The following is a 24,331-nucleotide window of genomic DNA, read 5'->3' as shown; positions in this document are numbered from 1 at the left end:
CTCAGAAGATGAGCCGCAGACCCGGCACCCGCTGCGCGACCAGCGCGATCACGAAGGAGACCGGCACGGTGACGAGCCACACCGTCGCCATCTGCCACAGGTCGTAGCCCTCGAGCGCGGGGATCTGCCGCAGCAGCACGAGCACCGCGAAGTGCACGAGGAACACCCCGAACGTCGCGTTGCCGAGCGCCCGCAGCCAGGCCTGGGCGCGCGGTCCCACCCGCCATGAACCGGTGAGCGAGGCGAGCGCCAGGAACAGCAGCAGCGCGTAGACCATGACGCTCGGCGAGGAGTAGTCCGGCCGGAGCGTGCGCACGAGCAGGGAGCCGCCGTCGTCCCGGCCCGCCTCGTACAGCCAGGTCAGCGCCGCGATCGCGACGGGCGTCGTCGCGAGGGCCGCGAGCGCCCAGCGCCGCGCGACGGGCGCCACGATCGCCGCCCGGCCGATCACGAAGTAGCCCGCGAAGGCCATCCAGTAGGTGAGCGATCCGGGCTCGATCGGCCGATGGGAGTCCAGCCCCTCGATGCTCGGCTGCCGGGTCAGGTACGGCACCGCGAAGGCGAGCGCCGTCCACGCGCACGCGAGCAGCCCCAGCCCCCACGCGCGCCGACCCTCCTGCTCCGGCACCGCGTGCAGGAAGGCGGCGATCACGGGCGCGATCACGTACAGCCCGGCGATCGCCCACAGGAAGTACAGGTGGGTGAAGGTCTTGCCGGTGATGACCTGGTCGATCGCCGTGCCGACGCTCATCTCCGCCCCCGCGAGCGGACCGATGACGAGCATGTAGAGCGCGGACCACACCACGAGCGCGGGCAGGATCCGCACCGCCCGCTGCCGCCAGAAGGTGCCCGGGCCGCGGCGCAGCGCCGAGGGATGGAGGTTCAGGGCCCCCGCCATCATGAGGAACACCGGCACGGCCGCGGAGGCGGCCATGTCCACCGCCGTGATCCCGAGCGGCGCGGAGCCGTCCTCGACGCCGCCGCCCACCACGTGCACCGCCACGACGCCGAGGATCGCGACGATCCGGATGACGTCGAGCGCGGGCACGTACTCCCGTCGCCGAGGCGCTGTGGGAGCCGGCGGTCGTGTCGCGGGCTGAGCGGGGTCCGGGGCCGGAGAGGTCACGTGGTCCCTTCGCAGTCGACGGCGATGAGTCGGGATTGGTCGGTCTCGAAGACGACGGTGCCGATCGCGGGATCGGCCCGGTTCACAAGGTCGAACGTCGAGGACCACTGGTAGGTGATCTGCTCCTGGTAGACGTAGCCCACGCCGGCCTCGTGCAGCAGATCGCACACCTGGGCGGCGGGCACCTCGCCGTTCGAGCCGGAGAGGGCGTAGAGCAGGGCCCGGTCCTGGTTCTCGAGCGCCATGCCCGCGACCGGGAAGTACACCTGCTGACCGTGGATCGCGTACATGTGCGAGGCGCCGGAGAAGGGGCTCGCGAGCACCTTGAGGGAGTGGTCCATCGTGGGATCGGCGGCGGCCCAGGCCTCGAGCTCGTCCTGCTGGAGGAAGCGGCCGCGGCCCGAGTACTCCGCGGAGAGGTTCTTCGCCGCGTTGTCGAGGCGGGTCGGGATCGAGCTCGCCCCCGCCGCGAGGGCGAGCACCACGAGCAGCGCGATGACGGGGCGCGAGGGGCGCGGGCGGCGGCCGTCGGCGTCGAGGGGGCCGCGCAGCCGGCCCCAGACCTGCAGGCCCGGCACGATCAGCAGCACGGAGAGCATGGCGAGCGGCATCGAGAGGCGGTCCTGCCCGCGGTACCAGAGTGTCGAGAGGCCCAGCGGGGAGTCCACCGCGGAGTCGAGGTACAGCACGGCCACGACGATCCAGGCGACGCCCACCCAGCGGGCCGGTCCGCGCCACAGCGTGCGCACGAGCCCCGGCCACCACAGGGCCGCGAGGATGATGCCGAGCGCCATCGGCCACACGGTCAGCAGGCCCAGCAGGATCTCGCCGAGCGCGGACCACCACGGCACCTGGAGGCCGCCCTGGAAGCCGGTGACGGCCGCGGCGAGCGGGGTCAGGGCCAGCAGCAGCACGGGGATCACGCAGAGGACGGGGACCAGCCACAGCAGGCGCCGGCGACGCCGCTCGCGGAGCGCGGTCGCCGCGGTGAGCACGGTCGTCAGCAGCAGCGCCATGACGGCGACGTTCGGGTGCAGCAGGCCGAGACCCAGCGCCGCGAGGCCCGCGATCGCGAGGGCCGCGAGGGCCGGCCGCCACCCGGAGGCCGTGGGGGCGGCGTCGACCGCCGGCCCTTCCTGCAGCGCCGACGTCGGCCCCGTCGGGGTCGGCCCGGGGAACAGCGCCTGCCAGAGCGCGAGGACCGCGGCGAGGGCGCCCGGGAGCGCCGCGAAGCCCACGAGGTTCGGGATCGCGGAGAGATGGATCCACTCGTCGAGCGGGGCGGCGGGCACGATCGCCGCGCCGATCGCGACGGCGAACGGCGCCCAGGCCACCTCGGGGAACACGGCCCTTGCGAGCAGCGCCGAGCCCAGCAGCCAGGGCACGAGCGCGAGGGCCAGCACCGCGCCGTTCAGCACGATCGGCACCGGCACCCCCGGCACGAGGGAGGCCAGCGCATGGAACGCCGCCGGGTACGCGGTCGCCTCGCCCACCGTGCTCGAGACCGAGCCGACGTCGAGGCTCGAGGCCGTGCCGGTCTCCCGGATCCGCTGCAGCGCGGAGAGGTGGTAGAGCGTGTCCCAGCGCTCGAGGACCACGCCGGGGGTCCGTGCCCGCACCGCGATCGGCACGACGGCCAGCGCGGCGGCGAGGGTGACCCACACCGGGGCGAGCAGCACCGTGCGCGGAGGCATCAGACGGCCCTCGAGGGCCGCGCCCGGCAGGCGCACGCCCCACCGGCGCAGCAGCACCGCGAGGCCCACGAGCACGAGGGCGAGCCCCAGGTGCGGCAGCAGCGACCAGCCGACCCCGACGAACGGGGCGATCAGGGCCGCGGTGCCCGCGATCCCGGCGGCGACCGCCGGGGCGATCGCGAGGGACAGCAGGCGCGAGCCGCCGAGGGCGCGCGGAACCGCGTAGCCGGGCAGATAGGTCGCCGCGAGGACCAGCAGGACGCTCAGCAGCAGGAGCAGGACGTCGGTCATCCGCGGTCGGTGCCGAGCATCCGCTCGCGGTAGGCGAGGGGCTGCTCCGACTCGTCCAGCGCCAGGCGGCGGGCGAGCACGGTGGTGCGCTTCTCCGCGTTCTTCGTGCGGGCCTCCGCGAGCGCGAGCGAGCCCAGCAGCACGATCACCGTCGCGTAGAGGAGCAGGTCCGCGCCGCGGCCCACCCCGACGACGTGCGCGACCGAGGTCAGCACGCGCGGGAACATCACCGTGAGCACCGCGAACACGGCGAAGCCGAGGATCAGCAGGCGGCGCACGGCCAGCTGCTTCGCCCCGCGGGTGATGAACAGCCAGGCGATGATCCCGAGGATCCCCAGGACCAGCAGGATCTGGATGATCAGGGTGCGGCTCCCGGCGGGGATCGTGGGCCCCAGCGCGAGGATCAGCTCGTGGGCGCCCACCGGCTCAGGCCTCCTCGGCCTGCTGGTGGGTGGAGGCGGAGCCGTCGCCGAGCACCAGGCGCGGCGTGCCGGCCCAGTTCTCGGCGGTCGTGATGTTGCGGCCGTCGACCACGAGCTTCACCCCGGGGACCTCCGCGGCGGAGAGCTCCGCGTACTCCGGGTGGTTGGTCTGCACGATCACGAGATCCGCGGCCTCCCCCAGGTGGTACGGCGCCCAGCCGAAGCCTGCGATCTCCTCGTCGTCGTAGTAGGTGTCGTGCACCGCGACCTCGGCGCCCTGGGCACGGAGGGCCTCGACCACCGGGAACACGCCGGAGAACGCGGTCTCCTTCACCCCGGTGCGGTACGAGGCGCCGAGCACGACGGCCTTCAGACCCTTCAGCGAGCCGAGCAGGCCCGCGGCGCGCTCCACGAGGAACGCGGGGACGGAGGCGTTGAGCTGGCGGGCGGTGCGGACCGTCGTCGCGCTCGGGTCGCCCGAGAGGTACAGGCGCGGGTAGACCGGGATGCAGTGGCCGCCCACCGCGATGCCCGGCTGGTGGATGTGGGAGTAGGGCTGCGAGTTGCTGGCCTCGATGACCTTGTACACGTCGATGCCGTGGTCCTGCGCGAACAGCGCGAACTCGTTGGCCAGCGCGATGTTCACGTCGCGGTAGGTGGTCTCGGCGAGCTTCGCGAGCTCGGAGGCCTCGGGGGAGCCGAGGTCCCACACGCCGTTGGGGCGGGGCAGGTCAGGGCGCTCGTCGAAGGTCAGCGCGGACTCGTAGAAGGCGCGCGCCCGCGCGGTGCCCTCCTCGGAGATCGCACCGATGAGCTTGGGGTACTTGCGCAGGTCCGCGAACACGCGGCCGGTGAGCACGCGCTCGGGGGAGAAGACGGCGAAGAAGTCCTGCGACTCCTTCAGCCCGGAGATCTCCTCGATCATCGGCACGAAGCGGGTGCGCAGGGTCCCCACGGGGAGCGTCGTCTCGTAGGAGACGAGGGTGCCGGGGGTGAGGTGCTCGGCCAGCGAGCGGGTCGCCTCGTCCATCCAGCCGAAGTCCGGCTCCCAGCTCGCGTCGTCCACGAACAGGGGGACGACGATGACGACGGCGTCCGCGCCGGGGATCGCCTCGGCGTAGTCGGTGGTCGCACGGAGGCGGCCGGCGGGGACGAGCTCGGCGAGCTTCTCGGCGAGCTGGGCCTCGCCCGGGAAGGGCTCCTTCGCCTGGTTGATCAGCTCGACCTGGCGGGCATTGACGTCGACGCCCACGACCTCGTGGCCGGCATCGGCGAACTGGACGGCGAGCGGGAGCCCGATCTTGCCGAGGGCGACGACAGCAGTCTTCACGTGAGATCTTCCTTCCGGCGCACTGCGCCACTTCTGCGAGGGACGGTCGCCCGGGGGCGATCCACCGTGACAGGGTATCGTCCGTCGTTGTCCCGGGCCTGGACCCGGATGCCCTGCCTCGTCGTCCCGGACGTCCCGCGTCCCCAGGAGCCCTGCATGACCTCTACCGAGCATCCGGAGCCGGCGCCCGAGGCCGACAGCCCCGGCGCGGAGCGCACCTGGTTCGTGGTGCCCCTGTTCAACGAGGGTGAGGTCATCGGCGACGTCATCCGCGCCCTGCGCACCCGCTACCCGCTCGTGGTCTGCGTCGACGACGGCAGCGCGGACGCCTCCGCGCGGATCGCCGAGGAGGCCGGTGCGGCCGTCGTGCGCCATCCCTTCAACCTCGGCCAGGGCGCCGCGCTGAAGACCGGCATCGACTACGCGCTGCGGGACCCGGGGATGCGCCAGGTCGTCACCTTCGACGCCGACGGTCAGCACCAGGTCGACGACGCCGCCGCCATGATCGCCCTGCGCGAGGAGGAGGGCGTGGACGTGGTCCTCGGCTCCCGCTTCCTCGACGGGCGCACGCGCCCCGGCCTCATCAAGCGCATCGTGCTGCGCGGCGCGGTCTGGTACTCGAACGTCACCAGCGGCGTGCGGCTCACGGACGCCCACAACGGGCTGCGGGTCCTGGGCCGCGAGGCGTGCGAGAGGATCGCGATCGAGCAGAACCGCATGGCGCACGCCTCGGAGATCGTCGAGGAGATCGGCCGCCACGAGCTGACCGTGCGCGAGCACCCCGTGCACATCCTCTACACGGACTACTCCCGCTCGAAGGGCCAGTCGGTGCTCAACTCCGTGAACATCGTCATCGACATGCTCTTCCGCTGATCCGATCCGTCCTCTCGCGACGGGACGGATCAGCGGGGAGCGCCGGCTCTGGCGGTCGTCAGGAGGCGGCCTTCGGCTCCGCGCTGCCGTCGGCGATCGAGCCGAAGAACGCGGCCGTGTCGTCGTCGTCCGTGAGGATCGCCTGACCGGAGTGCTTCGTCCGGTAGGCCGGGTCCTCGATCGGCATGGTCACCGTGCCGGCCTTCATCGCGCTGCGCGCCGTGAGCGCCATCCGGCCCAGGTCCACGATCCCCGTGCCCTCGCTCGTCGCGAGGGCGTCCGTGCCGGCGCCCGCGAGCCGCACCTGGGTCACGGGGTTCAGGAGCACGCCGGGGGAGGCGACGCGGGACATGAGGGCGCCCACGAACTGCTGCTGGCGGGCCTGGCGGCCGATGTCCGCGGTGGGGTCGAAGTAGCGGGCGCGCACGAAGGCGAGCGCCTGCTCACCGCCCACGTCGTGGCAGCCCTCGGTCATCTTCAGCCCGGACTTCTCGTCGTCCACGTCCTGGTCGATGCAGAGGTTCACGGAGCCGACGGCGTCGACCATGCCCTCGACACCGTCGAAGCCGATCTCGACGTAGTGGTCGATCGTCATGCCGGTGAACTGCTCCACGGTCTTCACGAGCAGCGGGGCGCCGCCGAAGGCGAAGGCGGCGTTGAGCTTGTACCTCCCGTGCCCGGGGATGTCCACGAGGGTGTCGCGGGGCAGGGAGACGAGGTAGCTGCGGCCGTTCGGGGCCTTGTGCAGCAGCATGATCGTGTCGGTGCGCTGGCCGGTCGTGCCGTCGTCGGCCACGGCGTCGCCGCCGCGGGCGTCGGATCCGGCGATGAGGTAGGTCTGCCCCTCGGTGGCCTCCGCCCCGGAGAGCGCGTCGACGTGCTCGATCCGGGAGTTCGTCCACAGCGCGAGGCCGGCGCCCCAGGCGAGGAGCACCACGAGGACCAGGGCGACGAGCGTCAGCCCAAGCCGCAGGGGGCGGGGCAGGCGCGAGCGGCGGCCGGGCCGGCGCGCGTGGCGGCGGGGAGCGCCGTCCGGCACGTCCCCGACGGGCGCGCCGGCCAGGAGCGGATCGGAGGCGTCGCGGGCGGGCGCCGCATGGCGCTCCGGAGCCCGGTCGCGGGCGGGGGCCGTGCAGGGATCGACGGCCGGGTAGGCGCGGGTCGGGGTCTCCTCGCGCTCGCCGCGTCCCGGCGCGGGGACGGGGCGGGCGCTGCCGCCGGCGCGGGCGCGATGGCCCCGGGGGCGGCGCGGTCCTCCGTGTCGCGGGGAGCGCGGGGGCTGCTGATCGCTCATGTGCCGTCTCCTCTCGCTCGCGTGGCGCGGGTCTGTTCGGGGGCCCGTCGCGGCGCGGGCCGGCGGGTGCTGACGGGTGATGGCGCCCGACAGGCTAGCCCCAACCCTCCCGCGCGACCGCACCGGGTCCATGACGTCGCGGAACCTCCTGCGAACCTTCACACGCCGTGCGCGGGGCTCCCGGGATCGGCCCGGGACCTCTCCGTACACTGGTCCGAGGCGCCCGCCGGCGCCGCCGGGGGACCCCGGCGCCACGACGACGCACCAGCAGGAGGCCTTGTGGACAGCACCGCAGCACGGGGGCAGGAGAGCGCCCCGCGCGTGGTCGCGGTGGTGGTCACCTACAACCGCGAGCAGCTGCTCGAGCAGTGCCTGGACGGCCTCGCCGCCCAGGAGCGCCGCCCGGATGCCGTGGTCGTGGTGGACAACGCCTCCTCGGACGGCTCCGGTCGCGTCGCCGATGCCCACCCCCTGGGCGCCGACGTCCTGCACCTGCGCCGCAACGTGGGCGGGGCGGGCGGCTTCGCGGCCGGCATGGCCCGCGCGCTCGTGCGCCACGACGCCGACTGGCTGTGGCTCATGGACGACGACACGGTCCCCACGCCCTCCGCCCTCGCGGAGCTGCTGCGCTCGATCGAGGCGTCGCCGGTGCGGCTGAGCGTGCTCAGCTCCCGCGCCGTCTGGACCGACGGCCGCGACCACCCGATGAACACCCAGCGCACCCGCTTCCGGGCGAGCGCGGGGGAGAAGCGGGACGCCGCCGCCGCGGGCGGCCGGCCGATCCGCACCGCGAGCTACGTCTCCGCACTGCTGCGCGGCGAGGACGTGCGCCGCCTGGGCCTCCCGTATGCCGACTACTTCATCTGGTCCGACGACTTCGAGCACACCGGCCGCCTGCTGCGCCGGGGCCGGGGCCTGCAGGTCCCCGCCTCCGTGGTCGAGCACCGCACCGTGCTCTTCGGCGACGCCCAGTCCAACCCGGGCTCGCGCTTCTACTACGACGTGCGCAACCGCACCTGGGCGCTGCTGCGCACCACCTCCTTCACCCCGTCCGAGAAGGTGCTCTACGGCGGCAGCACCGTGCTGGGCTGGCTGCGCCGGCTCGCCCGCCACCGCGGCGAGCTCACGGGCGTCGGTGCGCGCGGGCTGCTCGCCGCGCTGCGCCGCGGTCCGCGACCGTCGGCCGCGGTCCTCGCGACGGACCCGGAGGCCGCGGCGGACGTCCGCCGCATCGAGCGGGCGGCCGGGCGATGAGCGCCGTCCCCCCGTTCGCGGTGCTCATGCCCCTCTGGGGCCGCGACGAGCCCGCGCGCGTCGAGGCGGCGATCGCCTCCGCGACGACCGGCCAGACCCTGCGCCCGGACCTGTTCCTGCTCACCGTCGACGGCCCGCTCCCGAGCGCGCTCGAGGAGCTCGTGGCGCGGGTCGAGGCCGAGGAGTTCGGTCCCGCCCGCGTGCTGCGCCACCCCCAGCACCGGGGCATCGCCCTCACCCTCCAGGACGGCCTCGAGGCCTCCCCGCACGAGATCGTCGCGCGGGCCGACGCGGATGACCTCTGCCGGCCCGAGCGCTTCGCCGTCCAGATACCGCGGATGGCGCGCACGGAGGACGGCGAGGGCGCCGATCTGCTGGGCGGGTCCATGCAGGAGTTCAGCGACCGGGTCGCCCCGGGGGAGGGGCCCCTGCGCACCCGCCCCCTCGAGCACGAGCAGATCGTGGGCTACCTGGGCCGCCACTCGCCCTTCCACCACCCCACGATCGTGCTGCGGCGCTCGGTCGCGCTCGCCGTGGGCGGCTACCGCGACCTCCCGCTGCTCGAGGACTACTGGCTGTGGGAGCGGATGATGCTCGGCGGGGCGCGCATGGGCAACGTCGAGGAGGTCGTCGTCGACTACCGCGTCGACGAGCACCTCTTCGAGCGCCGCGGCGGCTGGACGCTCTTCACGAGCGACCTGCGCCTCCAGCGCACGCTCCTGCTGGACCGTGTGATCGGTCCCCGCGCGTTCCTGACCAACATCGTGCTGCGCGGCGGGTACCGTCTCGCCCCGTGGCGGCTGCGTCGCTTCGGCTACCGCCGCTTCGTGGAGCCCATGCGCTGAGCCCGCACGGGCGGGCGCATGACAGGGCGCACATCGCCCGACGCGCCGTCCCCGGGGGCACCGCCCCCGCCACCTGCCTCCGCTACTGTGAGCTGGTCCACCGAGGACCGTCCGACCGCTTCGAAAGGAACCCCCGTGGCCACTCCTGATCTGCTGATCGTCGGCTCCGGCCTGTTCGGCCTGACCATCGCCGAACGCGCCGCGACCGAGCACGCCGCCAAGGTCACCATCATCGACAAGCGGCCGCACCTGGGCGGCAACGCGTACTCCGAGGCCGACGAGGCCACCGGGATCGAGGTCCACAAGTACGGGGCCCACCTGTTCCACACCTCGAACGAGCGGGTGTGGGAGTACGTGAACCGCTTCACCGCGTTCACGGGCTACGTGCACAAGGTGTACACGAACCACCAGGGCATCGTGTACCCCATGCCGATCAACCTCGGCACCATCAACCAGTTCTTCTCCTCCGCGTACACGCCGGACGAGGCGCGCGCGCTCGTGCAGGAGCAGGCCGGGGAGCTCGCCGGGACCGATCCCGAGAACCTCAACGACAAGGGCATCTCCCTGATCGGCCGCCCGCTCTACGAGGCGTTCATCAAGCACTACACGGGCAAGCAGTGGCAGACGGATCCCAAGGACCTGCCCGCCGGGATCATCTCCCGCCTCCCCGTGCGCTACACGTACGACAACCGCTACTTCAACGACACCCACGAGGGGCTGCCCCAGCAGGGCTACACCGCGTGGCTCGAGCGCATGGCGGACCACCCCAACATCGAGGTGCAGCTGGGGGTGGACTACTTCGACGAGTCCCAGCCCTTCAACAAGAAGGCCGTGCGCGGCCAGCTCCCGGTCGTCTACACGGGCCCCGTGGACCGCTACTTCGACTACGAGCTCGGCGACCTCAAGTGGCGCACGATCGATCTCGAGACCGAGCACCTCGACACCACCGGCGACTTCCAGGGCACCTCGGTCATGAACTACGCGGACGAGTCGGTGCCCTTCACGCGCATCATCGAGCCCCGCCACTTCCACCCCGAGCGGGAGTACCCCAAGGACCGCACCGTCATCCAGCGCGAGTACTCGCGCTTCGCGGAGCGCGAGGACGAGCCGTACTACCCCGTGAACTCGTCGACGGACCGCGACTCGCTGCTGCGGTACCGCGAGATGGCCGACGCCGAGCCCCGCACCCTGTTCGGCGGCCGCCTGGGCACCTACCAGTACCTCGACATGCACATGGCGATCGGCGCCGCGCTGTCGATGGCCGACAACAAGCTCGCCGACCTGCTGCGCCGCTGAGCGCGTCCCCGAGGAGGAGACACCGATCGTGAGCACGACCCGTCCCCAGAGCACCGAGTCCGCCGAGTCCGCGGAGTCGGCTGAGAGCGCCCCGCAGCGGATCCTGCAGCGGCTCATCATGCCGCTCGCGCCGACGCCCGACGTGATCCCGCTGTACATCGAGTCGCAGGCCGCCCGCTCGGGCGCCCAGACCGGCTCCTTCGGGCTGGGCACCGCCACCGCGGAGAGCGCGGAGCCCGCCGCCGGGGCCACCGGCACGACCGGGGCGTCGCAGCTCGACCTCGAGGAGCTCAGCGCCCGCCACGGCGTCGAGGTGCCGCCGCAGTCGCTGCGCTCCTTCGGCACCTACTTCAACGCCTTCCCGGCGAGCTACTGGCGCCGCTGGACCCCGGTGCGCGAGGTGACGCTCACGATCGCGACGAGCGGCCGCGGGCAGATCATCGTCTACCGCTCGAACGCGCGCGGTGCGATCCAGCGCCACGACATGGCCATCGTCTCCCGCCCCGGCGAGACCCGCTTCGACCTGCCGCTGACGGCCTTCGGCGACGGCGGCTGGTACTGGTTCGACGTCATCTCCGGCCCGGACCCGCTGACGATCCACGGTGCCCAGTGGACGGCCGACGCCTCCGCGGCCCGCACCGAGGGCACCTTCTCGATCGCCATGACGACGATGAACAAGGTCTCCTACTGCCTCGACAACATCGAGCTGATCAGCAAGGACACGGACCTCCGCGAGAAGCTCGACGTCATGTACGTCGTGGACCAGGGCACCGACCGCCTGAACGACCACGACGAGATCGAGCCCCTGCAGGCCGCGATGGGCGAGCAGCTGCAGATCATCGAGCAGGGCAACATCGGCGGCTCCGGCGGCTTCTCGCGCGGCATGTACGAGGCGTCGACCAACGGCTCCTCGACCTACGTCATCAACTGCGACGACGACATCGACATCGAGCCCGAGTCGCTCCTGCGCATGATCACCTTCGCGGACTTCGCGCGCACGCCGATGCTCGTGGGCGCGCACATGTTCGACCTCAACAACCGCTCGGTGCTGCACGCCTTCGGCGAGAGCGTGGACCCGTGGGCGATCCAGCCCAAGGTGACGATCCCCGAGGGGCGCCTGGGCCACGACTTCGCCGTCGAGCCGCTGCGCTCCACCCCGTGGCTGCACCGCCGCGCCGACGTCGACTACAACGGCTGGTGGACCTGCCTCATCCCCACCGAGACCGTCCGGGCGATCGGCCTGAGCCTGCCCGTCTTCATCAAGTGGGACGACGCCGAGTACGGCCTCCGCGCGAAGAAGGCCGGATACCCGACCGTCTCGATGCCCGGCGCGGCCGTCTGGCACATCACGTGGACGGACAAGAACGACGCGCTGGACTGGCAGATCTACTTCCACGAGCGCAACCGCATCATCACGGCGCTGCTGCACTCGGTCTACGAGCGCGGCGGCAAGGTGCTCACCGAGTCCCAGGGCATCGATGTCAAGCACCTCATGTCCATGCAGTACTACACCGAGGCGGCACGTCTGATCGCCCAGGAGGACGTCCTGCGCGGTCCGGGCGTGCTGCACGACGAGATCGGCACCAAGCTGCCCGAGCTGCGGGCGATGGCGCAGACCTACGACGACTCCCTCACCAAGGCGGACGCCGACCAGTTCCCCGAGGTGCGGATGCACAAGCCGCCGCGCAAGGGCCGGGCGTTCTCCGCCCCGCGCCGCTCGATGCTCCCGCTGTGGACCGCGAAGACGATGGCGCGTCAGCTGATCGCCGCGCCGCCGGAGAGCTCGGCCGCGCACCCACAGGCCGCGATCGCCCACCAGGACGCGAAGTGGTGGACGCTGAGCCACTACGACAGCGCCGTGGTCTCCAACGCGGAGGGCACGAAGCTCGCCTGGTACCGCCGCCGCCCGGAGCAGGTCCGCTCGATGCTCGTCCGCACGGCGCGCACCCACCTGGACCTGTACCGCCAGTGGAACCGGCTGCGGGACGAGTACCGCGCCGCCGCGGAGGGCCTGACCTCCTTCGCCGCCTGGGAGCGCACCTTCAGCGAGAACCCGGCCCCGGTGCGCCCGGGCATCGACGACGTCGACACCGCCGCGCCGTCCACCCCGGAGGGGGCCTCCGCGTGACGGCGACCGCCCCGACGCGTCGCACCCCCTCGGCCGCGGAGCGCGCCGAGGGGTGGAAGGCCCCCGGCCAGGACGCCGGGTGGCTGAACCCGCTCAAGGAGCGGTTCCTGCTGCGCCTGCTGGTGAAGAAGGAGCTGCGGGTCCGCTACCGCGGCAGCGTGCTCGGCATGGTGTGGAGCTACGTCAAGCCCGCCGTGCAGTTCCTCGTGTTCTACATCGCGATGGGTGTGTTCCTCGAGCTGAACAAGGGCACCCCGGCGTATGCCGTGTACCTCTTCAGCGGGATCGTCGTGGTGAACCTGTTCGGCGAGGTCTTCGGCAACGCGACCCGCTCGATCACGGGCAACGGGGCGCTCGTGTCGAAGATCTACATCCCCAGCCAGCTGTTCCCGTGGGCGAGCATGATGGTCGCCCTCGTGCACTTCCTGCCGCAGCTGCTCGTGCTCGTGGTGGGCGCCGTGCTCAACGGCTGGCTGCCCTCGCCCACGGCGGCGGTGGCCTTCCTGCTGGGGATGCTGATCCTGCTCGTGTTCACGATGGGACTGGGCATGCTCACCGCGGCGCTGAACGCGGCGTTCCGCGACGTGGAGAACTTCGTGGACCTCATCGTCATGGTCGCGACGTGGCTGTCCCCGGTGCTGTACCGGATCGACATGGTGCAGAAGTCGCTCGACGGCACGATCTGGTGGTGGCTGTACCAGCTGAACCCGCTGACGATCGTGGTGCAGCTGTTCCACGTCGCCTTCTGGCGGTACTCGAAGCCGGTCGTCGACGAGCTCGCCACGGACCACCCGTTCGCCTACACCCTCGCCCAGCCGGGGGAGCCCTACGGGCTGTGGTGGGCCGGGCTGCTCATCGCCGTCGCGGTCTTCGTGGTCGGCACGATCGTCTTCGAGCGCTCGAAGCGCCGCTTCGCGCAGGAACTGTGAGAGGAGGGCACCGATGACCCCGAACATCGCGGACGTCCCCACCTCCGCCGCGGTCCCCACGGACCGCGAGATGGTGCGCGTGGAGCACGTCTCCAAGCGCTTCTCCCTCCGCCACGACCGCTCCCTCAAGGAGCTCGTCTTCTCGGCCCTGCAGCGCAAGACGCTCGCGGACACCTTCATGGCCCTGGACGACGTGGACCTCACGGTGCACGCCGGGGAGACGGTGGGCCTGATCGGGTTCAACGGCTCGGGCAAGTCCACCCTCCTGAAGACGATCTCCGGGGTGCTCTTCCCGGACGCCGGCCGGGTGATGCTGCGCGGGCGCGTGGCGGGCCTGATCGAGGTCGGTGCAGGCTTCCACCCGGATCTCTCGGGTCGCGAGAACGTCTTCCTCAACGGCGCGATCCTCGGCATGAGCCGCGAGCAGCTCGAGGAGCGCTTCGACGACATCGTCGCGTTCAGCGAGATCGAGGAGTTCATCGACACGGAGGTGAAGTACTACAGCTCGGGCATGTTCCTGCGGCTCGCGTTCTCCGTCGCGGTGCACACGGACCCGGACATCTTCCTCGTGGACGAGATCCTCTCCGTGGGCGACGAGCCGTTCCAGAAGAAGTGCCTCGAGCGGATCCGTGAGCTGCAGGCCGCGGGCCGCACGATGGTCGTCGTCTCCCACGAGCTCGAGATGCTGCAGAAGCTCTGCACGCGGATCGTCGTGCTGCGCAAGGGGAAGATCATCTTCGACGGCGACCCCACCGAGGCCGTCGCGGTGCTCCGCGCGAGCTGAGCGCTCCGCTCCCCGTGCGGGAGCGCAGGAGCGGATCGGGCCGGGCCCGTCCGGGGATCTCCCCGGGCGGGCCCGGCCCCGTCATGCGCGGCCGGTGACCGCCTCGTCGGCCACGGCCCGCTCGTCGAGCTCCTCGGCGGGGCCGACGATCCCGCCCCCGGCGAGCCATGCCCCGAGGGCGGCCTCGGCGTGGCCGAGGCCGTCGCCGGGGACGAGCAGCCGCGGGACTCCCTCGTGGTCGCCCCCGGGCTGCGGGCCGGACCAGGCGGGCAGGGCGGCGGCGAGGCGGTCGGGGTGCGCGCGCACCTCCTGCACCCAGTCGTGCGCTAGCGGCGGCAGCACGCCGGCGAAGCGCGGGGCGAGGGAGACGGCGGCGAGGGCGAGCACGTCCTCGGCGTCGTCGGCGAGATCCGAGCCGGGACGGTCGGTGGCGAGCACGCGGATCCCGTCATCGAGCACGCCGGCGATCCCCGTCGCGAGGATCTCGACCCGGGCGCCGAGCGACCAGCCGGCGAGGGCGAGCACGAGCCGCTTCCAGTGCGGCGGGAGGTCGAGCACGAGCAGGTCACCGCTCTGCAGGGCGACCTCCGCGTCGAGGTGGCCGATCGCCTTGGCCACCCAGTTCGCGAGGACGCGGCCGGACAGCTCGATGCGGCCGCCCTCCTCGTGCCAGGCGAGCGCGGGGCGGGGGCCGAGGGACTCGAGGGCGGCGAGCAGCTCGGTGCCGCGGCGCAGAGAGGGGGCGGTGGTCATGCGGTCTCCTCGTGGATTCTCACGTGCAGCGGGGGGAGCGGGACGGCGATCTCCTCGGCGGCCAGGGCCGTGCGCACCCGCTCGCCGAGGGTCGCGGCGTCGAGGAGACCCGCGGTCCCGGGTGCGGTGGGGTGCACGTCGATGCGGTCGGGGGCCGTGCGCTCGGCGCGGGCGGCGAGCGGGGCGGCTCCGCGGCGGGGGAGGGCGGCGACGGCGACGGCGCGGTCGATGCGCTCGTCGTCGGGCTCGGGGGACATGCGGGCCACGGGCTCGTCCTCGAGGGCGAGGCCGAGGGCCTGCCAGACGGACTCGAGGCTCGGCCGGCGGAACCAGTCGTCGCCGCCGGTGCGGGCGAGGCGTGCGGCGGGCACCTCGTCGTGGGGGTCCGCGACGACGGCGCCGGCGACCCCGCGCACGATCGCGACGGGCACGCGGCTCGCCTTGCCCTTGACGAGGTCCGCGGCGGCGGCGAGCTCGTCGGCCAGGTCGCGGACGGTGACGTGGAGCGTGCGGCCGGTGTCGTCGGCCTCCCCGCGGAGGTCCTGGAGGGAGGCGATGCCCGCGGCGCCGAGGGCGACGTCCCCCACGCCCACCCGCCAGACCCGAGAGGAGGTGTCGGTCAGCAGCACGCCGAGCTCGACGCCGAGGGCGGCGACGAGGCCCTCCCGCAGCGCGCGGGCGCAGGCGTCGGGATCCTCGGGCAGCAGCAGCGGCCCCCCGGGAGCGTTGGAGCCGTCCACCCCGGCGGCGGCCATGACCGGACCGGAGGGGATCTCGACGATCGAGGTGACGCGCAGGGTGTGCAGGCGCCGGGCGACGGTGCGCACGGCGACCCGCTCGATCGCAACGTCGCGGTCGGCGGGATCGACGGTGAGGCCGAGGGACTTGGAGACGATCTTCGTGGACACGCAGACGACGTCGCCGTCGCGGAGACCGGCCGTGCGCAGGGCGGGGGCGAGCAGGGCGACGAGGTCGTCCCCGGCCGTGACCTCGGGCAGGTGGGGGACGGGGACGATCTCGACGTGGCCGGGCTCGACGGGGCGGGTCGTGGGACGGGGCTGTGTCATCGGCGGGGTCTCCGATCGGGGCCGGCGGGTGGCCGACGGGCGGTCGGCGGGTGGTCGGCGGGAGGTGGGCACGAGGTGCTCCCCGCCGGGGTGACGGGGACCTCGGCGGGCGCCGCCCGCTTGACGGGGGAGAGTTACACGGGTGTATTTTAGGGGCGGACCAGGCCACTGGGGTCACCCTCGAGAGGAAGGAGCGGCTGGTGATGGACGATCAGGTCGAACCCGACGGGCGTGTCGAGCTGACCCTGCTGGATCATGCGCCGACCGAGGCCGAGGAGGAGCTCACGTGGCACGAGCGCGCCCTGTGCGCGCAGACGGATCCCGAGGCCTTCTTCCCGGAGAAGGGCGGATCCACCCGCGAGGCGAAGAAGGTGTGCGTCTCGTGCGAGGTGCGCTCCGAGTGCCTCGAGTACGCGCTGGAGAACGACGAGCGCTTCGGCATCTGGGGCGGACTGTCCGAGCGTGAGCGGCGCAAGCTCAAGCGCCGGGCGGTCTGACATCCTGTCCAGGTGACCTCGCGCCGCATCACTGCCGTCGTCCTGCTGTCCGGGACGTCGTCCGTCGACTCCTCCCGCGCCGCCGTGCAGGCCGTGCGCGATCAGACGAACCCCGCCGATCTCCTCGTCGCGGTCGCGCCCGCCGCGCTGGACCCCGAGGTGCTCACCGCCCTCGAGGGTGCCGCCGGCGCCGACCACCTGCTCACCACCTCCGCCGGGGTGGGACGCGCGGGGGCTCTGCGCGAGGCGCTCGACCTCCTCGACACGCTCACCCCCGCGAGCCCCGATGACGACGGGGACGCCGCGCAGGACCCCGCGACCGCCGACGCCACCCTCCCGTCCGAGGACCAGGACGCCGACGGCCGAGGCGCCTCGTCGGCCGGCCGCCGGGCGGCCGACGTCGACGTCGACGAGCTCGAGCGACGTCGCACCCAGGAGGCGGAGGACCTCGCCCGCGTCCCCGAGCGGCTCCGCCGACGCCGACGACGCGGCGGCCGCCGTGCCGCCGCCGCCGACCGCGACGACTGGCTGTGGATCGTCGAGGACGGCTCCCTGCCCTCCGCCGACGCGCTCGAGCAGCAGCTCGCGCTGCTCACCCGCTCCCCGTCCACCGCGGTCGTGGGCACCAAGCGCGTGCGCCACGAGGACGCCCCCGGGGAGGGCCGTTTCGCCCGTGCGGCGACCCTCGTGGACGTCGGCCTCAGCCTCTCCCGCACCGGCCGCATCGTCACGGGCGTCGACCCGGGCGAGATCGACCAGGGGCAGTCCGACTGGCGCCACGACGTCCTCGCGGTCGCCCTCTCCGGCATGCTCGTGCGGGAGCGGACCCTGCGCGAGCTCGGCGGCCTCGACCCCGTGCTGCCCGCCCCCTGGGCGGAGATCGACCTGTGCCAGCGGGTCTGGCGCGCGGGGGAGCGGGTCGTCGTCCAGCCCGCCGCCCGGACCGAGGTCCCCGCGCCGAGCACACCCTTCCTCGAGCGCCTCCAGGAGCAGCGGACGGGCCGGATCCTCGTCCAGCTCAAGCACCGCCCGCTCCCGGCGGCCGTGCTGCTCCTCGTCCTCCTCCCGCTGATCACGCTGCTGCGGATGGCGGGGGACGTCGCCGCGGTCCAGCCGCGCCGGCTCCCGGTGGAGCTGCGGGCCTGGGCCTCGGCGATGCACCGCGCTCCCGGCGTCATGCGTCGCGGGATGCGCGCCCGGCACCGGGCCCGAGTGCCCCGCGGCCGCCTCGCCCCGCTCTACCTGCCGCTCGGCGAGAGCCTGCGCCGCACGGCCGCCGACGTCTGGAACCGGCTCTTCGCGGACGACGACCGCACCCGCCGCATCCGCCGCACCACCTGGGGGATCGCCGGCACACGCCACGGCATCGACGACGCCGACTACGGACGGCACGTCGTCTGGACCGCCGTCGTGGCGCTCGCCTCCGTGGTGCTCGGGCTCGTCTCGCTGCGGGCGCTGTTCGGTCGCGGCGAGCTGCGCGGCCCCGGGCTGCTCGCCCTCCCCGCGGACTGGCGCGCGACCTGGGAGGCGGCCTGGTCCAGCTGGATCCCCGGCGGTCTCGGCACCCGCGGCCCGGCCGACCCGCTGATCCGGCTGCTCGGCCACCTCCCCGTGGACGGCGACCTGCTCGTCGAGGCGATCGTCTTCGCCTCCGTGCCCGTCGCCGCGCTCGCCGCCTGGTGGGCCGCCGGGGCGATCACCAGGGCGATCGGCGCCCGGCTCGCCCTGACCGTCGCCTGGGCGCTCGCCCCGGTCCTGCTCACGGGGCTCGTCGCGGGCGCCTGGCCGCTGCTGCTCGTGCACGCTCTGCTCCCGCTGCTCGCCCTCGCCGTGGGACGGGCGATCGGGCTGCCCCACAAGATCTCGCAGGCGAGCGTCTCCGCGGCGGCGGCCGCGGGCCTGCTGCTGCTCGTCATCGGTGCGGTGCAGCCGGTGCTGGTCCTCGTCGCGGCGCTCGGGCTCGCCCTGCTGGCCCCCGCGGTGCGCGGTCGTCGCTGGCGGCTGCTGTGGGTGCTCGTGCCGTCCCTCGCCCTGCACCTGCCCTACCTGGGCGTGTACGCCGATGCGCCGCGCACGCTGCTCGCCGTGGGCGGCATGCCCGCGACCGGCCCCGGGCTGCCGGACGTCGACGCCGTGCGCAGCGCCCTCGCGCCGCTCGCCGGCCTCACGGGGCCCACGGCGGCGGCCTTCCTCCCGCTGCTGCCCCTGCTGCCGCTCGTGCCCGTGGTGCTCGGCGCGCTCGTCGCCCCGTTCCTCGCGGGGCCCGCGGGCCGCGCCGGCCGGTTCTCCCTGCTGCTGGCCGCCGCGGTGCTCGCGGCGGGCCAGATCGCCCGCTCCGTCGCGGTCGCCGTGGACGGCGACCGGGTCGTGACGGCGGAGCTCCTGCCGCTGCTCTCGGTGCTCCTGCTCGCGCTGTCCGTGGGTGCGGCCGCCTCCTTCGACGCCCTCGCGCGCCGCGACGCGACGGTCTCCGGGCCGCGCCGCACGCTCACCACCGTGCTCGCCGCGGGCGTCGCCGCCGCATGCCTCGTCACCGTCGTCGGCTGGACGGTGCTGCTGCCGGGCCTGCTCGAGGTCGAGCGCACGGAGGCCGTCGAGGTCCCCGCCGCCGCCGCGGACCAGGGCCTCACCGACGCCCGCACCCGGGTGCTGACCCTCACACAGGACGAGGACGGCGCGGTGAGCGCCGGTCTCGTCGTCCACGGCGGCGAGAGCGCGCTGCAGCGGGCGGGGGTCGCCGATGCGCGCGATGTCGCGACCGTGGAGGCGGGGGAGCAGCTCGGGGCGGACCCCGGCTCGACCGCCCTGCGGACCTGGGTCGCCGGCCTGGTCTCGGGGGAGGCCGGCGCGGCCGACGAGGCCGCCACCTCCCCGGCCGTCTCCTACGTGCTGGTCCCCGGCGACCCCGCCGCGCAGGCGGATCTCGTCGCCGCCCTCGACTCCTCTCCCGCTCTCGAGAAGGTGACCGTCTCCGCGACCGGCGGGCTCTGGCGCGTGGTCGAGGCCCCGGCCCGCGCCGTCGTGCGCTCCGCGGACGACGCGACACCTCTCGCGAGCACGGTCGTCGACGCGCGGGGCACGGTCGCCGCCGCGCCCGCCGAGCGCACGGTCGTCCTCGCCGAGCGCTACGACACCGGCTGGACGGCGACCCTCGACGGGGAGCGTCTCGAGCCGACCCTCGTCGACGGCTGGTCCCAGGGCTTCGTCCTCCCCGCGGGCGCCGAGGGCGACCTCGAGGTGGGACGCTCGACGCCCTGGCGGCCGCTCTGGCAGGTGCTGCTGTACGCCGGCACGGGCCTGACCGCCCTCATCGCGATCCCCTGGCGCGCCCGGACCCGCAGTGCGGAGGAGCTCCATGCCTGACAGCCGTGACCGCTACGAGCTCGCCGACGCCCTCTCCGAGGACGGGGCGCCCCGCCCCGGGGAGGCCGCCGACGCCGCCGACGACGGCGGGGCCGGGAGCCCGCGCACCGGCGCAGGGCAGGACGCCTCCGGCGGGACCCGCCGCCGCCCCCTGCTCGCGCTCGGCGCGCTGCTCCCGCTCGCGGCCGCCGCGGCCGCCGTCGTCGAGCTGCCCCCGCGCGGCGCCCCGGAGGCGGAGCGCGCCGCGACGACCGCCCGCCCCGGGCCGCTGACCCTCCTGGTCCCCGGACCGGTGCAGGTGCCCCAGGAGGTGCTCGACACCGCGACCGACGCCGACCTCGCCGTCACACCGCCCTCGACGGCCGTCGCCGTGGGCGCGATCGCCCTCGAGACGGACTCGTCCCTGCTGTTCGGCCGGGTGAGCGGCTCCGAGACCCGGCGCGACGAGCAGGGGGAGGCGAGCGCCCCCGCGCTCACGCTCGAGGACGCTGTGAACACTGGGGGGAGCGCCCTGGACGCCACGGTGACCGCCGGGGAGGTCGGGAACACCGTGCTCGGCGCCTCCGCGGTCGAGGGGGCCGCACGGCTCGGCGCGGCGACCGCCGAGGACGACAGGCCCGTGGCCGACGCCGTCCAGTCGACCCTCACCCCGAGCGGCGACTACCGCTCGCTCGCGCTCACCCGCGCGCTCCCGCCGAGCGCCGAGGGGATCTTTCTCGGTCTCACGACGACCGCCGGCTCGAGCGCCCAGCTCGTGCTCCGCAACCCCTCCTCGCGCCCCGCGACCGCCGCGCTCCAGGTCTGGACGCCCGACGGCCCCGCCGCCATGTCCGGGCGCAGCCAGGTGGTCGTCGCCCCCGGCGAGGAGCAGTCCGTGCTCCTCGAGTCGATCGTCCCGGACCAGGAGGCCCTCGCCCTCGAGGTCGCCGTGCAGGGCTCGCCCCTGGCCATGCACCTCCAGCTCTCCGAGCGCAGCGGCCTCACCCCGGGCGGCGTCGAGATCCTGACGCCGATCGCCGCGCCGGACCGCGATCTCGTCATCCCCGGCGTCGAGGTGGCGGGCACGGCCCCCACGCTCGTGTTCGCGAACCTCCGCGCCCAGGACACGACCGCGCAGGTCGAGGTGCTCGGACCCGACGGCGTGATCGACGAGGGCTCGCCGGGCGAGGTCCCGGTGACGGGGGAGTCCGTGACCACGCTCGCCCTCGAGTCCCTCCCCGACGGCGCCGTCACGGTGCGGGTGCGCGCGGACGCCGCGATCTGCGCCGCCGTCCGCTCCCCGATCGCGGGGGCGGATCTCGCCGGCAGCACCCTCGGCGCCCCTGTCGACCTCGCCGTGCTCGTGCCGGCACCTTCGCTCACGAGCAGCGGGATCGTCGCGCTCCCGCCCGGCGGGGGCCACGGCTGGCTCACCCTCGCGGCGGAGGCGGACACCACCTGCACGCTCATCACGGTCGCGGCGGACGCCACCACCTCCGAGCCGATCGTGCGGGAGCTCGCCGCCGACACCTCGACCGTGGTCGCCGACCCGTCCCTGCGCGCGGGCGGGGCCCAGCCGGTGGCCGTGGTGGTCGTGCCGGACCAGCCCGGGGCGGTCCGCGCCGCCTGGATGCAGCGGGAGCAGGACGGCGCGGGCGGCGTGCTGCACTCCGCGGTGACCGTCGTGCCGAGCACCGCGACCGGCGAGGGCACGAGCATCCGGGTCGAGGACTGACCCCCACCTCGCGGGGGGGGGGGCGGGTCCCCGGAGGTCGCCGGACCCTCAGTCCTCCCAGGCCTCCGGGTCGACGTCCTCCGCGGCCATGCCCAGCAGCGAGCCGATCTGCTCGGAGACCACCTGGCGCACGAGCGCCTCGAGCTCCTCGTCACCCGTGCAGCGGGTCGCGACGGGCCGACGGTAGAGCACGACCCGCGGCGGGTTCTCCCGGGTCGCGGGCAGTGCACGACCCAGCACGACAGGGGCGTCCTCCCACGGCGCCGGGTCCTCGGGCGGGACCTCCTCGACCATGACCTGGAGGTGCGCGAGGCGGCGCGGGAACCGCTCGGCGATCGTGGCGACGGAGTCCGCGACGAGGTCGTCGAAGCGCTCGCGGCGGCTGCGGTGACCGGGCAGGTGCGCGGGGATCAGGTCCCGGCGGAACCCCCGCCCGTGGCGGTCCCGCCGCCGGGGCGCGGAGCGCGGATCGGGCACGGCGCGTGCAGCGAGGTCCCTGTCCATGGGCGGCACTCTAGCCCGCCCTCCTGCGCGCCCCGGATCCGGACGGGGTGCCGCACGACACCCCGGACCGGGCGGGCGATGCGGCCTGCGACCCCGCGGGCCTGCGTAGAATCCGGGGCGTGCCTGCACGTGAATGCTCCCGGACCGCCTGCTCGCGACCAGCGGTGAGCACGCTCACCTTCGTCTACGCGGACTCCACGGCCGTGCTCGGACCGCTCTCGCGGCACAGCGAGCCGCACACCTACGACCTCTGCGCCGAGCACGCCTCCCGCACGACCGCCCCGCGCGGCTGGGAGCTGCTGCGGGTCGAGGGCGGGCACGAGGTGCCCGACGAGCTCGTCGCCCTCGCCGACGCCCTGCGCCCGCCCCGTCCGGTCGACGACGTGCCCGGCCCCGCGCCGCGCACGGACCGCGCCGAGCGTGCGGGACGCGCCGGCACCGCACCGTCCGCCCCCGCCGCCGACGGCGGGCGCCACCTCCGCGTCGTCAGGAGCGCCGATGACTGAGCAGCAGGCCGCGGACCTCCGCGGCATCGTCAAGAAGTACGACGTCCGCGGGGTGGCCGGGACCGAGCTCACCGAGGAGATCGCGCGCGCCCTCGGGGCGGCCTTCGCGGACCTCCTCGACGGGGCGCCGATCATCGTCGCCCATGACATGCGCCTCTCCTCGCCGGCCCTGGCCGCCGCCGTCGCCGAGGGCGCCGCGCACCGCGGGTCGACGGTCGCGGAGGCCGGACTGTCCTCGACGGACCAGCTGTACTGCGCCTCCGGCCAGCACGACGCCGCGGGCGTGATGATCACCGCGAGCCACAACCCCGCCCCGGACAACGGGCTCAAGCTCACCCGGGCCGGGGCGCGCGCGATCAGTCGCGAGACGGGGCTCGAGGACGTGCGCCGCGGCGCCGAGGCCTACCTCGCCGCCGGCGTGATCCCCGAGCGTGAGGGCGGCCGTCGCGCACAGCTCGACACGCTCGAGGACTACACGGCGCTGCTGCACCGCCTGGTCCCGCTCGGCGGCCGCCGGCGCCTGCGCGTGGTCGTCGACGCGGCGGACGCCATGGCCTCCCTCACCGTCCCGGCCGTGCTCGGGAGCCTCGAGCACCTGGACCTCGTGCCGCTGCACTTCGGGCTCGACGGCACCTTCCCACACCATCCCGCGAACCCGCTGGACCCCGCGAACCTCGTGGACCTCCACGACGCCGTCCTCGCCGAGGGGGCGGATCTGGGCCTCGCCTTCGACGGCGACGCGGACCGCTGCGTCGTCCTCGACGAGCAGGGGCGCCCGGTGGACCCCTCCGCCGTGACCGCGCTCATCGCCGGCCGCGAGATCGCCCGCGCCCGCGCCGCGGGGGAGGAGCGGCCCGTGGTCGTCGCGAACCTCGTCTCCTCGCGCCACGTGCCCGAGGTGATCGCCGCCGCGGGCGGCGAGGCCGTGCGCTCGCCCGTCGGCCACTCGCTGATCAAGGCGATCATGGCGGAGCGGAGCGCCGTCTTCGGCGGGGAGCACTCGGCGCACTACTACTTCCGGGACTTCTTCTTCGCCGACTCGGGCCTGCTCGCCGCGATGCACGTGCTCGCCGCGCTCGAGGAGTCCGACGGCCCCCTCTCCGCGCTCGTCGCGGAGCATCAGCCCTACGCCGCGAGCGGGGAGCTCAACACGACCGTCGCCGACCCCTCGGCGGCGCGCGAGTGCGTGCGTGCGGCGCTCGGCGCGCGTCCCGGGGTGGAGGCCGACGACCTCGACGGGCTCACCCTCACCCACTGGGGCGATGACGTGCCCGCCGCGGAGCGCTGGTGGCTGTCCCTGCGCTCCTCGAACACCGAGCCGCTGCTGCGTCTGAACGTCGAGGCCGAGGAGGCCGCCCTGATGGAGTCCGTCCGCGACGAGGTCCTCGCGATCGTCACCGATGCCGATGCCGATGCCGATGCCGATGCGGGTGCTGGTGGTGCTGCAGGTGCCGGGGCGGGCGGCTCGCTGCCCGCCGGGGCGAGCGGTGTCGACGTGCCCTCCTGGGTGCGTGCCGTGCTCCGCTGCCCGGACTGCGGCGGCTCGCTGCAGGACGCGACCGTGGGGCTGCGCTGCGAGGACTGCGGCCGTGTGCACGCGGTCGAGGGCGGGATCCCCGTCCTCATCGCCGGTCGCGCCGAGGCCCCCGACGGTGCCTGAC

Annotated in this window: 20 protein-coding genes; 12 read left to right on the top strand and 8 right to left on the bottom strand. The window is 74.2% G+C overall.

The genetic code is table 11. From position 1 onward, the window contains the following. Nucleotide 1: 1 nt before the first annotated feature. The 4 genes from ABD080_RS14855 to ABD080_RS14840 all read right to left on the bottom strand — a co-directional run bounded on the left by ABD080_RS14855 (nucleotide 2) and on the right by ABD080_RS14840 (nucleotide 4,863). Nucleotides 2-1,048: an acyltransferase gene (locus ABD080_RS14855; RefSeq protein WP_343906013.1), complete on the bottom strand. Its 1,047-nt coding sequence runs from the start codon at nucleotides 1,046-1,048 to the stop codon at nucleotides 2-4. A 74-nt stretch (nucleotides 1,049-1,122) separates the two neighbouring features. Next, a complete protein-coding gene (locus ABD080_RS14850; protein ID WP_343906011.1) occupies nucleotides 1,123-3,111 on the bottom strand; it encodes a DUF6541 family protein in 1,989 nt (662 codons plus the stop codon). After that, a complete protein-coding gene (locus ABD080_RS14845) occupies nucleotides 3,108-3,533 on the bottom strand; it encodes a DUF2304 domain-containing protein (protein WP_137770358.1) in 426 nt (141 codons plus the stop codon). The genes ABD080_RS14850 and ABD080_RS14845 overlap by 4 nt, the downstream gene beginning before the upstream one ends. Nucleotides 3,534-3,537: 4 nt before the next feature. After that, nucleotides 3,538-4,863 carry a nucleotide sugar dehydrogenase gene (locus ABD080_RS14840; RefSeq protein ID WP_137770359.1) on the bottom strand — a complete coding sequence of 442 codons (1,326 nt, stop codon included), beginning with the start codon at nucleotides 4,861-4,863 and terminating at the stop codon, nucleotides 3,538-3,540. A 156-nt stretch (nucleotides 4,864-5,019) separates the two neighbouring features. Here ABD080_RS14840 and ABD080_RS14835 point away from each other — a divergent pair, with 156 nt between their 5' ends. Further along, a complete protein-coding gene (locus ABD080_RS14835; RefSeq protein WP_137770360.1) occupies nucleotides 5,020-5,736 on the top strand; it encodes a glycosyltransferase family 2 protein in 717 nt (238 codons plus the stop codon). A gap of 58 nt (nucleotides 5,737-5,794) precedes the next feature. On the opposite strand, the gene ABD080_RS14830 is transcribed toward ABD080_RS14835, so the two are convergent. Then, nucleotides 5,795-7,030: an LCP family protein gene (locus ABD080_RS14830; RefSeq protein ID WP_343906010.1), complete on the bottom strand. Its 1,236-nt coding sequence runs from the start codon at nucleotides 7,028-7,030 to the stop codon at nucleotides 5,795-5,797. Between the two features lie 279 nt (nucleotides 7,031-7,309). Here ABD080_RS14830 and ABD080_RS14825 point away from each other — a divergent pair, with 279 nt between their 5' ends. The 6 genes from ABD080_RS14825 (at nucleotide 7,310) to ABD080_RS14800 (ending at nucleotide 14,266) form a co-directional block, all read left to right on the top strand. After that, the gene (locus ABD080_RS14825; RefSeq protein ID WP_137770361.1) at nucleotides 7,310-8,284 is read left to right on the top strand and encodes a glycosyltransferase; all 975 of its coding nucleotides are present in this window, start codon (nucleotides 7,310-7,312) and stop codon (nucleotides 8,282-8,284) included. Then, a complete protein-coding gene (locus ABD080_RS14820; RefSeq protein WP_343906007.1) occupies nucleotides 8,281-9,129 on the top strand; it encodes a glycosyltransferase in 849 nt (282 codons plus the stop codon). The genes ABD080_RS14825 and ABD080_RS14820 overlap by 4 nt, the downstream gene beginning before the upstream one ends. Before the next feature lie 135 nt (nucleotides 9,130-9,264). Beyond that, a complete protein-coding gene (gene glf / locus ABD080_RS14815; RefSeq protein ID WP_343906005.1) occupies nucleotides 9,265-10,425 on the top strand; it encodes a UDP-galactopyranose mutase in 1,161 nt (386 codons plus the stop codon). Nucleotides 10,426-10,543: 118 nt separating this feature from the next. Further along, nucleotides 10,544-12,553 (top strand): glycosyltransferase, encoded by a 2,010-nt coding sequence (locus ABD080_RS14810; protein WP_377827333.1) that lies wholly within the window; start codon nucleotides 10,544-10,546, stop codon nucleotides 12,551-12,553. Then, on the top strand, nucleotides 12,550-13,482 hold the full coding sequence (locus tag ABD080_RS14805; protein ID WP_343906001.1) for an ABC transporter permease: 933 nt from the start codon (nucleotides 12,550-12,552) through the stop codon (nucleotides 13,480-13,482). The genes ABD080_RS14810 and ABD080_RS14805 overlap by 4 nt, the downstream gene beginning before the upstream one ends. A gap of 13 nt (nucleotides 13,483-13,495) precedes the next feature. After that, a complete protein-coding gene (locus ABD080_RS14800) occupies nucleotides 13,496-14,266 on the top strand; it encodes an ABC transporter ATP-binding protein (protein WP_343905999.1) in 771 nt (256 codons plus the stop codon). Between the two features lie 81 nt (nucleotides 14,267-14,347). Here ABD080_RS14800 and ABD080_RS14795 read toward each other — a convergent pair whose 3' ends face one another. Continuing rightward, nucleotides 14,348-15,019 (bottom strand): TIGR03089 family protein, encoded by a 672-nt coding sequence (locus ABD080_RS14795; RefSeq protein WP_343905997.1) that lies wholly within the window; start codon nucleotides 15,017-15,019, stop codon nucleotides 14,348-14,350. Continuing rightward, nucleotides 15,016-16,086 carry a coenzyme F420-0:L-glutamate ligase gene (locus ABD080_RS14790; RefSeq protein WP_343905996.1) on the bottom strand — a complete coding sequence of 357 codons (1,071 nt, stop codon included), beginning with the start codon at nucleotides 16,084-16,086 and terminating at the stop codon, nucleotides 15,016-15,018. Before ABD080_RS14790 ends, ABD080_RS14795 begins: the two co-directional genes overlap by 4 nt. A gap of 203 nt (nucleotides 16,087-16,289) precedes the next feature. Here ABD080_RS14790 and ABD080_RS14785 point away from each other — a divergent pair, with 203 nt between their 5' ends. The 3 genes from ABD080_RS14785 to ABD080_RS14775 are packed head-to-tail and all read left to right on the top strand — an operon-like array spanning nucleotide 16,290 to nucleotide 21,660. Next, nucleotides 16,290-16,583, top strand: a complete 294-nt coding sequence (locus tag ABD080_RS14785; RefSeq protein ID WP_137770368.1) for a WhiB family transcriptional regulator — start codon at nucleotides 16,290-16,292, stop codon at nucleotides 16,581-16,583. Nucleotides 16,584-16,595: 12 nt separating this feature from the next. Continuing rightward, nucleotides 16,596-19,946 (top strand): glycosyltransferase, encoded by a 3,351-nt coding sequence (locus ABD080_RS14780; RefSeq protein WP_343905995.1) that lies wholly within the window; start codon nucleotides 16,596-16,598, stop codon nucleotides 19,944-19,946. After that, nucleotides 19,939-21,660 (top strand): DUF5719 family protein, encoded by a 1,722-nt coding sequence (locus ABD080_RS14775; RefSeq protein WP_343905994.1) that lies wholly within the window; start codon nucleotides 19,939-19,941, stop codon nucleotides 21,658-21,660. Before ABD080_RS14780 ends, ABD080_RS14775 begins: the two co-directional genes overlap by 8 nt. A 48-nt stretch (nucleotides 21,661-21,708) precedes the next feature. Here ABD080_RS14775 and ABD080_RS14770 read toward each other — a convergent pair whose 3' ends face one another. Continuing rightward, complete coding sequence (locus ABD080_RS14770; RefSeq protein ID WP_137770370.1) at nucleotides 21,709-22,164, bottom strand: metallopeptidase family protein; 456 nt, start codon at nucleotides 22,162-22,164, stop codon at nucleotides 21,709-21,711. A gap of 119 nt (nucleotides 22,165-22,283) precedes the next feature. On the opposite strand from ABD080_RS14770, the gene ABD080_RS14765 reads away from it, so the two are divergent. After that, complete coding sequence (locus tag ABD080_RS14765) at nucleotides 22,284-22,670, top strand: DUF3499 domain-containing protein (protein WP_168198068.1); 387 nt, start codon at nucleotides 22,284-22,286, stop codon at nucleotides 22,668-22,670. After that, nucleotides 22,663-24,330: a phosphomannomutase/phosphoglucomutase gene (locus tag ABD080_RS14760; RefSeq protein WP_343905992.1), complete on the top strand. Its 1,668-nt coding sequence runs from the start codon at nucleotides 22,663-22,665 to the stop codon at nucleotides 24,328-24,330. Before ABD080_RS14765 ends, ABD080_RS14760 begins: the two co-directional genes overlap by 8 nt. Nucleotide 24,331 lies beyond the last annotated feature (1 nt).

Source organism: Brachybacterium rhamnosum (genome assembly GCF_039526185.1).
GTDB classification, from domain to species: Bacteria; Actinomycetota; Actinomycetes; order Actinomycetales; family Dermabacteraceae; genus Brachybacterium; species Brachybacterium rhamnosum.
Note: the sequence above shows the minus strand (reverse complement) of the source record. Positions and strands in the feature narration are given on the sequence as shown.

Coding starts and splice junctions, on each gene's coding strand:
- ABD080_RS14850 (WP_343906011.1), bottom strand. CDS start 3,111: ATGACCGACGTCCTGCTCCTGCTGCTGAGCGTCCTGCTGGTCCTCGCG.
- ABD080_RS14835 (WP_137770360.1), top strand. CDS start 5,020: ATGACCTCTACCGAGCATCCGGAGCCGGCGCCCGAGGCCGACAGCCCC.
- ABD080_RS14830 (WP_343906010.1), bottom strand. CDS start 7,030: ATGAGCGATCAGCAGCCCCCGCGCTCCCCGCGACACGGAGGACCGCGC.
- ABD080_RS14820 (WP_343906007.1), top strand. CDS start 8,281: ATGAGCGCCGTCCCCCCGTTCGCGGTGCTCATGCCCCTCTGGGGCCGC.
- ABD080_RS14810 (WP_377827333.1), top strand. CDS start 10,544: ATGCCGCTCGCGCCGACGCCCGACGTGATCCCGCTGTACATCGAGTCG.
- ABD080_RS14800 (WP_343905999.1), top strand. CDS start 13,496: ATGACCCCGAACATCGCGGACGTCCCCACCTCCGCCGCGGTCCCCACG.
- ABD080_RS14795 (WP_343905997.1), bottom strand. CDS start 15,019: ATGACCACCGCCCCCTCTCTGCGCCGCGGCACCGAGCTGCTCGCCGCC.
- ABD080_RS14790 (WP_343905996.1), bottom strand. CDS start 16,086: ATGACACAGCCCCGTCCCACGACCCGCCCCGTCGAGCCCGGCCACGTC.
- ABD080_RS14785 (WP_137770368.1), top strand. CDS start 16,290: ATGGACGATCAGGTCGAACCCGACGGGCGTGTCGAGCTGACCCTGCTG.
- ABD080_RS14775 (WP_343905994.1), top strand. CDS start 19,939: ATGCCTGACAGCCGTGACCGCTACGAGCTCGCCGACGCCCTCTCCGAG.
- ABD080_RS14770 (WP_137770370.1), bottom strand. CDS start 22,164: ATGGACAGGGACCTCGCTGCACGCGCCGTGCCCGATCCGCGCTCCGCG.
- ABD080_RS14760 (WP_343905992.1), top strand. CDS start 22,663: ATGACTGAGCAGCAGGCCGCGGACCTCCGCGGCATCGTCAAGAAGTAC.